Annotated in this window: 13 protein-coding genes and 1 tRNA gene; 12 read left to right on the top strand and 2 right to left on the bottom strand. The window is 70.1% G+C overall.

Annotated elements, in window-relative coordinates; all coding sequences use genetic code 11:
• Window positions 1–59: 59 nt before the first annotated feature.
• On the top strand, window positions 60–377 hold the full coding sequence (locus ACFYNS_RS10275) for a nucleotidyltransferase domain-containing protein (protein ID WP_388602001.1): 318 nt from the start codon (window positions 60–62) through the stop codon (window positions 375–377).
• Window positions 378–749: 372 nt separating this feature from the next.
• Here ACFYNS_RS10275 and ACFYNS_RS10270 read toward each other — a convergent pair whose 3' ends face one another.
• A complete protein-coding gene (locus ACFYNS_RS10270; RefSeq protein WP_388574461.1) occupies window positions 750–1,505 on the bottom strand; it encodes a GntR family transcriptional regulator in 756 nt (251 codons plus the stop codon).
• Between the two features lie 171 nt (window positions 1,506–1,676).
• Between ACFYNS_RS10270 and ACFYNS_RS10265 the strand changes: the two genes are divergently transcribed.
• From ACFYNS_RS10265 to ACFYNS_RS10235, 7 genes are read left to right on the top strand one after another with little or no spacing between them, the layout of a single operon-like run.
• The gene (locus ACFYNS_RS10265) at window positions 1,677–2,054 is read left to right on the top strand and encodes a hypothetical protein (RefSeq protein WP_019354597.1); all 378 of its coding nucleotides are present in this window, start codon (window positions 1,677–1,679) and stop codon (window positions 2,052–2,054) included.
• On the top strand, window positions 2,051–3,439 hold the full coding sequence (locus tag ACFYNS_RS10260; protein ID WP_388574464.1) for an FtsK/SpoIIIE domain-containing protein: 1,389 nt from the start codon (window positions 2,051–2,053) through the stop codon (window positions 3,437–3,439). Before ACFYNS_RS10265 ends, ACFYNS_RS10260 begins: the two co-directional genes overlap by 4 nt.
• A gap of 18 nt (window positions 3,440–3,457) precedes the next feature.
• Window positions 3,458–3,649 (top strand): hypothetical protein, encoded by a 192-nt coding sequence (locus tag ACFYNS_RS10255; RefSeq protein WP_388574467.1) that lies wholly within the window; start codon window positions 3,458–3,460, stop codon window positions 3,647–3,649.
• A 17-nt stretch (window positions 3,650–3,666) separates the two neighbouring features.
• The gene (locus ACFYNS_RS10250; protein WP_245979574.1) at window positions 3,667–4,023 is read left to right on the top strand and encodes a hypothetical protein; all 357 of its coding nucleotides are present in this window, start codon (window positions 3,667–3,669) and stop codon (window positions 4,021–4,023) included.
• Window positions 4,020–5,378, top strand: coding sequence for a replication initiator (locus ACFYNS_RS10245; protein WP_388601999.1), 1,359 nt, complete (start codon window positions 4,020–4,022; stop codon window positions 5,376–5,378). Before ACFYNS_RS10250 ends, ACFYNS_RS10245 begins: the two co-directional genes overlap by 4 nt.
• Window positions 5,368–5,559: a helix-turn-helix transcriptional regulator gene (locus tag ACFYNS_RS10240; protein WP_388601997.1), complete on the top strand. Its 192-nt coding sequence runs from the start codon at window positions 5,368–5,370 to the stop codon at window positions 5,557–5,559. The genes ACFYNS_RS10245 and ACFYNS_RS10240 overlap by 11 nt, the downstream gene beginning before the upstream one ends.
• Window positions 5,556–6,962, top strand: a complete 1,407-nt coding sequence (locus tag ACFYNS_RS10235; protein WP_388601994.1) for a tyrosine-type recombinase/integrase — start codon at window positions 5,556–5,558, stop codon at window positions 6,960–6,962. Before ACFYNS_RS10240 ends, ACFYNS_RS10235 begins: the two co-directional genes overlap by 4 nt.
• A gap of 228 nt (window positions 6,963–7,190) precedes the next feature.
• Here ACFYNS_RS10235 and ACFYNS_RS10230 read toward each other — a convergent pair.
• Window positions 7,191–7,262 (bottom strand) — tRNA-Arg (locus ACFYNS_RS10230).
• Between the two features lie 150 nt (window positions 7,263–7,412).
• Between ACFYNS_RS10230 and ACFYNS_RS10225 the strand changes: the two genes are divergently transcribed.
• The 4 genes from ACFYNS_RS10225 to ACFYNS_RS10210 all read left to right on the top strand — a co-directional run bounded on the left by ACFYNS_RS10225 (window position 7,413) and on the right by ACFYNS_RS10210 (window position 12,215).
• Window positions 7,413–7,901, top strand: coding sequence for a response regulator (locus tag ACFYNS_RS10225; RefSeq protein ID WP_360289584.1), 489 nt, complete (start codon window positions 7,413–7,415; stop codon window positions 7,899–7,901).
• 390 nt (window positions 7,902–8,291) lie between these two features.
• Window positions 8,292–9,329, top strand: coding sequence for a DALR anticodon-binding domain-containing protein (locus ACFYNS_RS10220; protein WP_388601993.1), 1,038 nt, complete (start codon window positions 8,292–8,294; stop codon window positions 9,327–9,329).
• A gap of 34 nt (window positions 9,330–9,363) precedes the next feature.
• Window positions 9,364–10,779 (top strand): diaminopimelate decarboxylase, encoded by a 1,416-nt coding sequence (gene lysA, locus ACFYNS_RS10215; RefSeq protein WP_360289488.1) that lies wholly within the window; start codon window positions 9,364–9,366, stop codon window positions 10,777–10,779.
• Between the two features lie 137 nt (window positions 10,780–10,916).
• Complete coding sequence (locus ACFYNS_RS10210; protein WP_388602110.1) at window positions 10,917–12,215, top strand: homoserine dehydrogenase; 1,299 nt, start codon at window positions 10,917–10,919, stop codon at window positions 12,213–12,215.
• The last annotated feature ends 31 nt before the right edge of the window (window positions 12,216–12,246 follow it).

Genomic DNA, 12,246 nt, shown 5'->3' with positions numbered 1-12,246 from the left:
AATTAACATTGGGCTTTTCAGGTTTTACGAGTGGTTTGGGGCGTTGAACTATGACGGAGATGACCTCCTTCATTACATTGCTCCGCAGGACCGCGATTAGCGAGTCCCTGAACTCGCCTTGGGATGTCTATTTGTTTGGATCTTCGCATAGGGAGCTTGGCGCGGGCTCCGATGTTGACATAATTCTCGTTTACAAGCCTGGCGACGAAGAGATGGCCCGGAGGTTTCGCGTGACCGCCTATCGGAGGGTTTGGGAGAGCTTCGAATTGCAGCTTGATGTCACCCTCTTAAACAGAGAAGAAGAGGAGGCTGTGGGCTTCGTTTCTAGAGAGGGTGCGACGCGAATTCTTGGAAACAGTGGGTCGCGGTCGATCTGACTGCCTGAGAAAAACGAGTCGGCGGAGCGGGTTTGGGCGGTGGCCTGCCCGGTCTGGGGTCGGGCATGGTCAGGGGGCCGTACGCTCGTTGGCAACTCGGGCAGGCTTTGAACCTGCCCGGAATCAGCACGAGTGGCCCCCTGGCCTTGCCCGACGCGGGACCCGGACCGGGGAGGTGCCTAAAGCCGCGGAGCCGACCCCCAGCCAGGGCGGTGCTCTTCTCCTCAGTCAAGGTGCTTGCTGCTGGCGCGCGGCCTGGCGGCCGGGCCGGAGCGGGGCGGAGACATGAGCGGCGGCCCGCGCCGCCGGGCCGCGCGCGCCGCGCTTTGCGCGGCGCCTTGAAGACGTGGAGAAAGTCTGAGCCACACACGTTCAGAGGGGGTACGTCAGCTCCAAGTCGTTGCCTGGCAGGTGTAGCTCCTCCAGGGCGAGTGATCGGCCGTCAGAGTTCCGCGTGACGCGGAGGAGCTGGAGGAGCGGGACGCCATCCGGTAGGCGCAGAGCTTCCGCTTGGTCTGGCAGGGGCATGCGGGTGCGGACGTGCTCGGTGAAGTGGAGTTCGTGGCCTAGGGCCGACAGAGCTTCGTAGAGTTCTGGCGCGGGAGGCGGGGGCTCTTCCTCGAACTTGGTGCCGACCAGCACGGAGAACGGCACGTACGTGCGGTGGAGCTGGCGGAGGGGGCTGCCCTCGGCCGTCTGGAGCACGTCGTACGTGAACAGCGGCTCGCCCGGTGGCACGCGGAGTAGGTCCGCGAGCGCGACCGGGGCGTCCGTGCGGGTGGCGGTGGGTTCTTCCGCGTTGGTCCAGCGGATGCCGTCGGCCTCGACGTAGCGGCCGTCCGGCTCGCGGCGTACGCCGCGCGGGCGGGTGAGGCTGGGGCGGCTGTGGGGGGAGCGGACGAAGCCGCCGCGGCCGGCCATGACTTCGACCAGGCCGGAGGCTCGTAGCTCTGCGATGCCCTGGCGCACCGTCGGGCGCGTGACGCTGAACTGCTTCGCCAGGGTTTCCTCTGATGGCAGCGGCTGGCCCGATGGGTAGGTGCCGTCCATGATGCCGGCACGCAAGTAGTCCGCGATCTGGCGGTACTTGGGCTGTTTCTGCTGCTCGTGCGGCTTCTGCTTCGGCATCGGGTCTCCGGTTCTCGGGCTCGTCGTCAGCGCGTACAGCGTCTCTCATTCCAACACGGTTGACAACCCGTACTACGGGTGGTCACTCTGGACTCTCCGCAACCCGTACTACGGGTTGTCAAGCAACACGGAGGAAGGGCCTCCGGGTGCGACAGACAGGGAGTTCAGACAGTGGTAGCTCTACCGATCGATACGGCGAAGTTCACGGGGATCATCTGCGCCGTAGCCCCTACGCCGCGTATCGCCAACCGGGAGACCGGACAGCTTCGCGTCGACCGGGACACCGGCCAGACCGTGTACCAGGTGGGCCTGTGCCTCATGTCCGGGAGGTCGGCCGATGTCGTCACGGTGAACGTGCCGGGGGAGCCGTCGGGCGTGCAGAACGGGGTGCCCGTTCAGGTGCGGGACCTGGTGGCCACGCCGTGGGAGAACGAGGGGCGGCACGGGGTCTCGTTCCGGGCGACCGAGATCAAGCCCCTGACGGCTCCGGCAGCCTCGTCCGCGTCCGGCTCGGCGGCGACGGCGTCCGGGAAGGGGGCCGGACAGTGATCGTCGTAGCCTCTGCGGAGTCGGCGGGGTCCGCCTCGTCGAGCTGGGTTCTCGTGGTGGTCGCAGTGCTGGTGTCGGGTCTGCTTCTGGCAGGCCCGGCCCTGCGCCGGCGCTACCCGGTGGCCTGGTGGGTGTGCCTCGGGTTTCCGGTCGCGTGCGTCCGGGTCGCGCGTACCTGGCGGCCGTTGATGGCCGGCTGCGGGCTGGCGGTGAGCCGTAAGGCGGCGCTGATGGTCGTCTCCGGGCTCGTCGGCAATGGCTCCGCTCCGCCACAACCTCGGGTGCCTCACCGGGGATTCATACGGCCGACTCGGGGCGGCTTCTGGTTCCTCGTCCGGCTGCTGCCGGGGCAGGTGCCGGAGGACTTCGTCAAGGCGGCCCCTGCCATGGCGCACGACTGGGAAGTGCACGCGGTCCGCGTGACGACCTGGAAGCCCGGTCTCGTTCGGGTGGTGGCCTCGGCCAGTGATCCGCTCAAGGCGCCACAGATGCCGAAGCAGCGGGGCGCGGGGCGACTGCTGCGGGTTGCCGTCGGGGTGCTGGAGACCGGTGCTCAGTGGGTCGTCGACCTGCGGCAAGTACCGCACTGGCTCATCGTGGGTGCCACCCGTTCGGGCAAGTCGACGCTGATCAATGCCCTCGTCGCGGGCCTCGCTCGGCAACCGGCCGCGCTGGTCGGCATCGACTGCAAAGGCGGGATGGAACTCTCGCTCTACGGCCCGCGGCTGTCTGCGCTGGCGACCAACCGGGCGCAGGCGGTCAAGCTCCTCGGCGCGCTGGTCGACCTGACCTTGCACCGGATGACGGTCTGCCGCGCTGCGCGGGTCCGGAACGTCTGGGGGCTGCCGGAGGACGAACGGCCCGTTCCGATCGTCGTGATCGTGGACGAGCTGGCGGAGCTGTTCCTGGTCGCCAGCCGCAACGAGAAGGAAGAAGCACAAGCGGCGAGTACGGCCCTCATCCGGCTGGCTCAACTCGGTGCGGCGCTTGGCGTGTTCCTTGTCGTCGCCGGGCAACGGGTCGGCTCGGACCTCGGACCGGGCGTTACGGCTCTCCGTGCCCAGCTCGCCGGCCGCGTCTGCCACCGGGTGGCCGACCCCGGTACGGCGGAAATGGCGCTCGGTGACCTCAACCCCGATGCGCTGCACGCGGCGCAATCGATCACGCCCGAACAGGCCGGTACGGCGGTGCTTGCCTCGGCGGACGGCTGGGACCGTGCCCGGTCCCACCTGGTCTCGGAAGCGGAGGCAGAGCGCGTGGCTGCTGAGTATGCGCACCTCACGCCCTCCGTGCCGGAGCTGGTCACAGCAGGGGGCGGCGCAACCTCGGCGGACGACGCCCCGAGCGTGCGGCTCGAACGACTCGACGGCGAAGAGAACGAGTGAGAGAGGGGGTGGATTCCCGTGATCGTTTCCGTATCCGCGGTGGTGCTGCTCGGCCTTCTGATCTGGTTCCTGCTGCGCATCCGGTACTTCCGGTGGGCCGAAGTGCTGATCTGTTCGACCTTCGGCTTTCTCCTGGCCGAGACCGGCGCCGGACCTGTCGTTCAGGGGGTCCTGGACGGCCTCGGCGGACTCCTCAGCGAACTGAGCTGAAGGGAGGAGTCGCCCAAATGATCTCCATGAAAAACGGCTCCCGACGGGGCGCGAAGTCGCCAAACCCGACCCCGTCAGGAACCCACTCCATCCGCTACGTCAGCAGTGAAAGGAGCAGTCTCACTTTGTCCACTGCGCATCGATCGCGCAAACCGTCGCGCCGCCCCTGGTGCGACCTGAAGGACGACGCTCACCTGAAGTGCCAAGGTTCCGAACAGGTGGTCCTGGCCGACCGCGAGGGCGCTGAGCGGCGCGTCTGCCCGGCGCACGCAGCCTCGCTCTGGCTGACGGACCCGAGTCTGCGCTTCTCCGCGAAGACTCCGCCGGAAGCCATCGCCGCAGTGATGCGGCAGGCGTTCGGGGGTGGCCGATGACGAAGGCCAGTGAGGCAGTCGCGGCGCTCGTCGAGCGCGCTGGGAGGTCGGACTTCGACGGCTGGCGGCGGAGCATTCTCCGCCTTGGCGGCTGCACCAACCCTGTTCATCTCGTCGGCTCCGCCGCGTACGTGGACGCTGCCACGGGGGCGGCGCTCCACTCGTACACCTCGGAAGCGCTCGGCGGTCGGCTCCTGGTCGCGTGCGGCAACCGCCGGGCGACGGTCTGTCCGACCTGCGCTCAGCTCTACCGGGCGGACACGTATCAGCTCATCCGGGCCGGGCTGGTCGGCGGTAAGGCGGTCGCGGAATCGGTGAGCGGGCACCCTCGGGTGTTCGCCACCCTCACCGCTCCGAGCTTCGGTCCCGTCCACTCGCGGCGTGAGCGGGGCGGCCGGGTGCTGGCATGCCGTCCGCGGAAGGCGGGGGAGCGCTGTCCGCACGGTGCCTCGGACGGGTGCCATATCCGGCATGCGGCGGACGATCCGCGACTCGGTGAGCCGCTGTGTCCGCGCTGCTACGACTATGCCGGCGCCGTGCTCTGGCAGGCGCAGGCCGGTGAGCTGTGGCATCGCTTCACGCTGGAGCTGCGGCGTGTGCTGGCTCGGCGTGCGGGGCTGTCCCGTTCGACGCTGGCGGATGCGGTGCGGCTCTCGTACGCGAAGGTGGCGGAGTACCAGCGGCGGGGCCTCGTGCACTTCCATGCCGTTGTCCGTCTCGACGGTCCTGACGGGCCGGGGGAGACGCCTCCTCACTGGGCAACGTCGGGTCTCCTGGCGGACGCCGTACGGGAAGCGGTCGGCCGGGTGCGGGTGGTCGCGTACGGCGCTGACGTGGTCGGCTCACGCGTGCTGCGGTTCGGTCGGCAGTTGGACATCCGTGCGGTTCCGGCTGCCGACTCGGCGGACGGGCTGTCCTCGTCGGCAGTCGCGGGCTACATCGCCAAGTACGCCACCAAGGGTGCCGAGTCGGCCGGGGCCGTCGACGGGCGTATCCGGCACGGCAAGGACCTGGCCACGCTGCCCGTGCGGGATCACGTGCTCCGCATGATCGGCACGTGCTGGTGGCTCGGCGCGCTGCCCTCCTTCGAAGAGCTGAGGTTGCGGCGCTGGGCACACATGCTCGGCTATCGGGGCCACTTCTCGACCAAGTCTCGCCACTACTCCACCACCCTCGGCGCGCTGCGCTCGGCCCGCGCGGAGCACCGTGCGCGCGAACAGCGGTCCGCACTCGCCCTGGACGACCGGGACACGGTCCTCGTCGGCCAGTGGCGGTACGCGGGGCGCGGCTACAGCCCGGAGGCGGCCCTGCTCGCGGCCTCGGTCCGGGAAGGCGGTGACGGACATGGCGGCTGATGAGCTGATGACCGTTCGGCAGGTTCTCGCAGAACTGGGCGGTGTCTCCCGGCGCACCTTCTACCGCTGGCGCGAGGTGGGGCGCGGCCCTGCGTCGCTCAAGCTGCCGAACGGTGAGATCCGCGTCTGGCGCAGTGAATTCACTGCATGGCTCCGGCGTCGTGAGGAGGAGGTCGTATGAAGTCGCAAGACGTGCGGGTCTGGGAGATCCGGCGGAACAAGTCGAGCAAGCGGCCCTCCTACGAGGTGCGGTGGAAGGTGGCCGGGAAACCGTTCTCGAAGACGTTCCGCACCAAGGCGCTGGCCGACAGCTTCCGGGCCGGCCTCGTCAAGGCGTCTCGGGCAGGAGAAGGGTTCGACACGGAGACCGGCCTGCCGGACTCGTTGGTCGAAGCGGCTCCTTCCCTCACCTGGTACGAGTTCGCACTGAAGTACCTTGCGATGAAGTGGCCGCACGCGGCCCCCAACTCGCGCGACAGCATGAACGAGACGCTGACGCTGGTGAGTACGGTCCTCGTGGGCAAGAAGCCTGGTCGGCCTGAGGACGCGGTGCTGCGCAAGGCGCTGCGGGGCTGGGCGTTCGTGCACGCGTCGAACGAGGGTAAGGAAGAACCACCGGCCAAGGTGAGCAACGCGCTCGCCTGGGTGGCCAAGGCATCGCTGCCGCTTGCCGACCTGAAGAATCCGGCTGTAATGCGCAGCGTTCTCAACGCTCTCACGCTGAAGCTGGACGGGACTCCGGCCGCCCCGGAGACGGTACGGCGTAAGCGTGCGGTGCTGTCCAACGTCCTCCGGTACGCGGTCGAGGTCGGAGAGCTGAACGAGAACCCCGTGGCGTCCGTGCAGTGGAAGCCACCGAAGCTCGCCAAAGAGGTGGACCGCCGGGTCGTGATCAATCCCGTACAGGCTCGTGAGCTGCTGACCGCGCTGTCGTACGTCGGCCTCTACAAGCGGGCGCGGGGGCGTCGGATGGTCGCGCTCTTCGCCTGCATGTACTACGGCGGGCTGCGGCCGGCGGAAGCGGTCGGCCTCCGTCTCCAGGACTGCGAACTGCCGGAGAGGGGATGGGGGCGGTTCATCCTGCACAAGACGCGTCCCACAGTGGGGAAGCGGTGGACCGGGACTGGCAAGGTCCATGATCACCGTGGGCTCAAGAACCGTTCGGAGGACGAAGTCCGGCCCGTGCCGGTGCCGCCGCAACTCGTGCGGATCGTCCGCCAGCACCTGGCGGAGTTCGGCACGGCCGAAGACGGCCGGCTGTTCTTCAACGAGCGGGGCGGCGTCATCGGCTCGTCCTCGTACTCCCGTACCTGGGAGGAAGCGCGCGCCCTGGCCCTCACCCCGGAACAGGTCGCTTCACCGCTCGCCGGTACGCCGTACGACCTGCGGCACGCGGCGCTTTCCTCCTGGCTGAACGCCGGAGTCGATCCGGCCGAGGTCGCGGAGCGCGCGGGCAACAGCGTGGACGTGCTGCTGACCCGCTACGCGAAGTGCCTCGACGGTCGGCAGCACGTAGCCAACCAACGGATCGAAGCGCTCTGGGACGACGGTTCCGACACCGAAGACGCGAGCGAGACCGACTGAGAGCTGAGAACTGAGAGCTGAACGGCTACAGTCAGGCCCCTGGGAGTCATCCCGGGGGCCTTCTCACGCGTCGGCCCTGACCTGCGGAAACGGGGCCGAATCCATCCCGCGGATACGCCGCGACCACCGACAAACAGCGGCTCGCAGCCGCATCCGGCTGCACAACGACAAACGCCCCGCAACCAGCATCAAACCTGGTCACAGGGCGTTTCAGTACTTCGTTCAAAGTACCCCCGGCAGGATTCGAACCTGCGCACACGGCTCCGGAGGCCGTTGCTCTATCCCCTGAGCTACGGGGGCGTGGCCGTCTGGGCGGCGACAGGTAGAACACTACCAGGTCACTGCGGGTGGGACGGAACGCGTTATGCGGGTGGGTGGGAGCAGGGGTGGAAATGGGCAAATCCCGGACGCGGGTGGAGGGGCGCGCCTACGCTTCTGGGTGTGCCAGGTATGTCCGGCCGGGTGCTTGTTGTGGACGACAGCAGCGTCATCCGGCAGTTGATCAGGGTCAACCTCGAGCTGGAGGGTTTCGAGGTGGTGACCGCAGTCGACGGTGCCGAGTGCCTGGACGTGGTGCATCGCGTGCGGCCTGATGTCGTGACGCTCGATGCGGTGATGCCGCGTCTGGACGGGGTCCGTACTGCGGAGCGGCTGCGGGCCGATCCGCGTACGAGGCACCTGCCGCTCGCGCTCGTGAGCGCGTGCACCGAGTTGGAGGGCGGGGGTGTGGTCGGCGGTGAGAGAGGCGTGGATGCGTTCCTCGGGAAGCCCTTCGAGCCCGCGGATCTCGTGCAGATGGTGCACCGACTGACGTTCGGGAGACCGGGAGCGGGCGGGGCGGAGAGCGGCGGTTCCGCGGGGAGAGTGTCCGGTGGAGCTTCCGACGCCTTCGGCGGCGCCGACGAGGTCTCCGGAGTTTCCGAGACTGTCGAACCCTGAGCCCTGTGCCCTGAGAGTTGAGCCCTGAGGGCCTGAAGGGTGGCGGGGCCGGGTGGCTGCCGGGCTCGGTTCGCGGCTGCCACCTGTCCGTGCCGAATCGGTGTACCCCTTTCGGTGCCGGACGTGCTTCCCGGGGTGAAGCCGGTGTCCGCGCCGGGGCCGGGCTCCGGCGGGGGGTGCCGGAGTTCGGTGCGGACCCGAGGGCGTCCGGCGGGCCCGCGCCGAGGCAGCGCGCCCTCGTATCCCGCACTCCGCGTTGCCCTCGTCCTGATGCCGTGCGTCGCCGGGTCGGCGCAGTGCGTGAGCGCGGTGTCGGTGGGGGCCGCGGAGACGTCCCAGCTGCCGAAACCGGTTCGCGCGGACCCACCCCACCTCCCATACGCTTGCTCTGTGACCCCCGCCCAGCTCTCCCGCACCATCCGGCAGGCACTTCCTCATGTGCTGCCCGACGGTCCCGATGGTGAGGTCGTCGCCCGCTTCGTGGGGGAGGGTGCTGAGGGTGACGCGGCTCTCTTCGGTGGCGTACGTGTCGTGGTGGAGTCCCCGCCCCGGCGGGGTGCCGGTGACTATGCGACCGGGGTCGCCTTCCAGGTCGCGGCAGCCTGCGGCCGTCCCGCGCGAGAGGTCGCGCAACTGCTGTGCGCCCGCCTTGAGGGGGATGTGGACGCGGTCGGCGGTGCCGAGGTCGTCGGGGGCGGGTTCGTGAACGTCACTCTGACGAACGACGCCCGGGTCGCGCTGCTGCGTGCGTTGACGGGGAGTGGGCCGACCGAGCCCGCAGTCCTGGCCGGGACCGCCCCGACCGGGAACGCAGACTCGACCGCCGGGACCGCGGCGCCGACCGCGACCGCGGGCCGGCGGACACCGCCTGGCTCCGGGACACCGCCTGGCTCCGGGACACCGCCTGGCTCCGGGACACCGCCTGGCTCCGGGACACCGCCCACCGCACCCGCCGACGACGAGGCGCCCCCCACCGCACCGACCGACGTCCCCGCCCGTGACATTCCGCGCTGGGCCGCGGCCATCGGTGAGGATCCGGCGGTGCTCGCCGTGCGTACCGAGCGCGCGAGTTCGCTCTTCCGGGTGCAGTACGCGCACGCCCGGGTCTGCTCGCTGCTGCGCAACGGGCGGCGGCTCGGGCTGCGTCCGGAGGCCGAGAGCGCGGTGCCGCTCGATGCCGCGGGTGCCCGGTTGCTGGCGCTGCTCGCGGACCGGGCGCGGATCACGGCGGCCGGGCCGCTGGCGCGGCATCTGGACGCCGTCGCCCAGGCGTTCGCCGCCTTCCACGACGTGTGTCCGCCACTGCCCCGCGGTGGGGAGAAACCCGGGGCCGCGCACCGCGGCCGGCTGGCTCTCGCCGAGGCCACCGGAGCGGTGCTGGCAGGCGGCCTGTCCCAGCTCGGCGTCAGCGCACCCGCGCATCTGTAGACATTTCGCAATCCAGGGACACAGGGACACGATCATGAGCCGTTCCGCACACCCGGCAGGGCCCCGGCACGCCGACGTTCTTCCCGAGGGCCACTACACGGCGCCTCCGGCCGATCTCAATTCGCTCGACCCCCGCGTGTGGGCGCAGACCGTGGAGCGCACCCCGGAGGGGGCCGTCGCGGTCGGCGGTCTGGACGTGCGCCGCCTGGCCGAGGAGTTCGGCACCCCGGCGTATGTGATGGACGAGAGCGACTTCCGGGCTCGCTGCCGCGCCTGGCGGGACGCCTTCGGGCCCGAGGCCGACGTCTACTACGCGGGGAAGGCGTTCCTCTCCCGGGCCGTCGTGCGCTGGCTGTACGAGGAGGGGCTGAACCTCGACGTGTGCTCGGGCGGCGAGCTGGCGACCGCGCTGGACGCGGGGATGCCGGCCGAGCGCATCGCGCTGCACGGCAACAACAAGTCCGACGAGGAGATCCAGCGGGCCGTCGAGGCGGGTGTGGGGCGGATCGTGCTGGACTCGTTCCAGGAGATCGCCCGGGTCGCGCACACCGCCGCGCGGCTGGGGCGGCGGCAGCCGGTGCAGATCCGGGTCACGGTCGGTGTCGAGGCGCACACGCACGAGTTCATCGCGACCGCGCACGAGGACCAGAAGTTCGGGCTGGCGCTCGCCGGGGGCGGCTCGTCCGGGGCCGGGGAGGGGCCGGCGGCCGAGGCGGTGCGCCGGGTTCTGATGCTGGACAGCCTGGAGCTGACCGGGATCCACTCGCACATCGGCTCGCAGATCTTCGACATGGCCGGTTTCGAGGTCTCGGCCCGCCGCGTGGTGGGGCTGCTGACCCGGGTCCGGGACGAGCACGGGGTCGAGCTGCCGGAGATCGATCTGGGCGGCGGACTGGGGATCGCCTACACGCCCGAGGACGATCCGCGCGAGCCGCACGAGATCGCCAAGGCGCTGGGGGACATCGTCACCCGGGAGTGCGAGGCGGCGGGGCTGGCGGTGCCGCGGCTGTCGGTGGAGCCGGGGCGTGCCATCGCCGGGCCGACGGCGTTCACGCTGTACGAGGTCGGCACGCTCAAGGAGCTGGAGGGGCTGCGGACGTACGTGAGCGTGGACGGCGGGATGTCGGACAACATCCGTACGGCGCTCTACGACGCCGAGTACAGCGTGGCGCTGGTCTCCCGGGCCTCGGCGGCGGAGCCGATGCTCAGCCGGGTGGTCGGCAAGCACTGCGAGAGCGGTGACATCGTCGTACGGGACGCTTTCCTGCCCGCCGACCTGGCGCCGGGTGATCTGCTGGCCGTGCCCGCGACCGGCGCGTACTGCCGTTCGATGGCGAGCAACTACAACCACGCGTTGCGGCCGCCGGTCGTCGCGGTGCGGGACGGGCAGGCGCGGACGATCGTGCGCCGCGAGACGGAGGAGGATCTCCTGCGGCTCGATGTCGGTTAGCGAGATATACGTCCCACATACTGGAACAGGTGTGGAATCTCCGTATCGGTAAGTGAGACTTGACGGGACGAAACGCCGGGTGCGGCAGGCCGGAAGGCGGTCTGCACGAGACGAAGTCGAGAAGAAGAGGTCAGATGATGCGTACGCGTCCGCTGAAGGTGGCGCTGCTGGGCTGTGGGGTCGTCGGCTCAGAGGTGGCACGCATCATGACGACGCACGCGGAGGACCTCGCGCAGCGTATCGGCGCCCCGGTCGAACTGGCCGGGGTCGCCGTACGCCGTCCCGACCGGGTCCGTGCGGGCATCGACCCGGCGCTGGTGACCACCGACGCGGCGGCGCTGGCCGCGCGCCCGGACATCGACGTGGCGGTCGAGGTCATCGGCGGCCTGGAGCCCGCCCGGACCCTGATCACCTCGGCCTTCGAGCACGGTGCCAGCGTCGTGACCGCGAACAAGGCGCTGCTGGCCGAGGACGGCTCCACTCTCCACGAGTCCGCCGACAAGTACGGCGTCGACCTCTTCTACGAGGCGGCCGTGGCCGCCGCCATCCCGTTGGTGCGCCCGCTGCGCGAGTCCCTGGCGGGCGACAAGGTCAACCGTGTGCTGGGCATCGTCAACGGCACCACCAACTTCATCCTCGACCGGATGGAGTCCACCGGCGCCGGCTACAGCGAGGCGCTGGACGAGGCCACCGCGCTGGGCTACGCGGAGGCCGACCCCACCGCCGATGTGGAGGGCTTCGACGCGGCCGCCAAGGCCGCCATCCTGGCCGGAATCGCCTTCCACACCCGGGTGCGGCTGGACGACGTGCACCGCGAGGGCCTGGCCGAGGTCACGGCGGCCGACATCGCCTCGGCGAAACGCATGGGCTGCACCGTCAAGCTCCTGGCCATCTGCGAGCGGGCCGCGGACGGCCGCTCGGTGACCGCACGGGTGCACCCCGCGATGCTGCCGCTCAGCCATCCGCTGGCCTCGGTGCGGGAGGCGTACAACGCCGTCTTCGTCGAGTCCGAGGCGGCGGGGCAGCTGATGTTCTACGGCCCGGGGGCGGGGGGCTCGCCCACCGCCTCCGCCGTGCTCGGCGACCTGGTGGCCGCCTGCCGCAACAAGCTCAGCGGCGGCCGTGGCCCCGGCGAGTCGGCCTACGCGCAGTTGCCCGTCTCGCCCATGGGCGAGGTCGTCACCCGCTACCACATCAGCCTGGACGTCGCCGACAAGCCGGGTGTGCTGGCGCAGGTGGCGATGGTCTTCGCCGAGCACGGGGTCTCCATCGACACCGTGCGGCAGAAGGGCAAGGAGGGTCCGCACGACGGTGCCTGGCTCGTCGTGGTCACCCACCGTGCCCAGGACGCGGCGCTCGGCGCGACGGTCGAGGCGCTCCGCGGACTCGACACGGTGCGCGGGGTGGCCAGCATCATGCGGGTCGAGGGGGAGTGAGCGTGCCGGGCGCCGTCCGCGGGAACGCGCG

This window comes from Streptomyces sp. NPDC006925, from assembly GCF_042869575.1.
In the GTDB taxonomy this organism is placed as follows: Bacteria; Actinomycetota; Actinomycetes; order Streptomycetales; family Streptomycetaceae; genus Streptomyces.
This window is presented reverse-complemented; position numbering and strand designations above follow the sequence as displayed.

What these genes read in the sequence shown, in the direction of transcription:
- ACFYNS_RS10275 (WP_388602001.1), top strand. Translation starts at nt 60, where the DNA reads ATGACCTCCTTCATTACATTGCTCCGCAGGACCGCGATTAGCGAGTCC.
- ACFYNS_RS10270 (WP_388574461.1), bottom strand. Translation starts at nt 1,505, where the DNA reads ATGCCGAAGCAGAAGCCGCACGAGCAGCAGAAACAGCCCAAGTACCGC.
- ACFYNS_RS10250 (WP_245979574.1), top strand. Translation starts at nt 3,667, where the DNA reads ATGATCTCCATGAAAAACGGCTCCCGACGGGGCGCGAAGTCGCCAAAC.
- ACFYNS_RS10245 (WP_388601999.1), top strand. Translation starts at nt 4,020, where the DNA reads ATGACGAAGGCCAGTGAGGCAGTCGCGGCGCTCGTCGAGCGCGCTGGG.
- ACFYNS_RS10240 (WP_388601997.1), top strand. Translation starts at nt 5,368, where the DNA reads ATGGCGGCTGATGAGCTGATGACCGTTCGGCAGGTTCTCGCAGAACTG.
- ACFYNS_RS10235 (WP_388601994.1), top strand. Translation starts at nt 5,556, where the DNA reads ATGAAGTCGCAAGACGTGCGGGTCTGGGAGATCCGGCGGAACAAGTCG.
- ACFYNS_RS10225 (WP_360289584.1), top strand. Translation starts at nt 7,413, where the DNA reads ATGTCCGGCCGGGTGCTTGTTGTGGACGACAGCAGCGTCATCCGGCAG.
- lysA (WP_360289488.1), top strand. Translation starts at nt 9,364, where the DNA reads ATGAGCCGTTCCGCACACCCGGCAGGGCCCCGGCACGCCGACGTTCTT.
- ACFYNS_RS10210 (WP_388602110.1), top strand. Translation starts at nt 10,917, where the DNA reads ATGCGTACGCGTCCGCTGAAGGTGGCGCTGCTGGGCTGTGGGGTCGTC.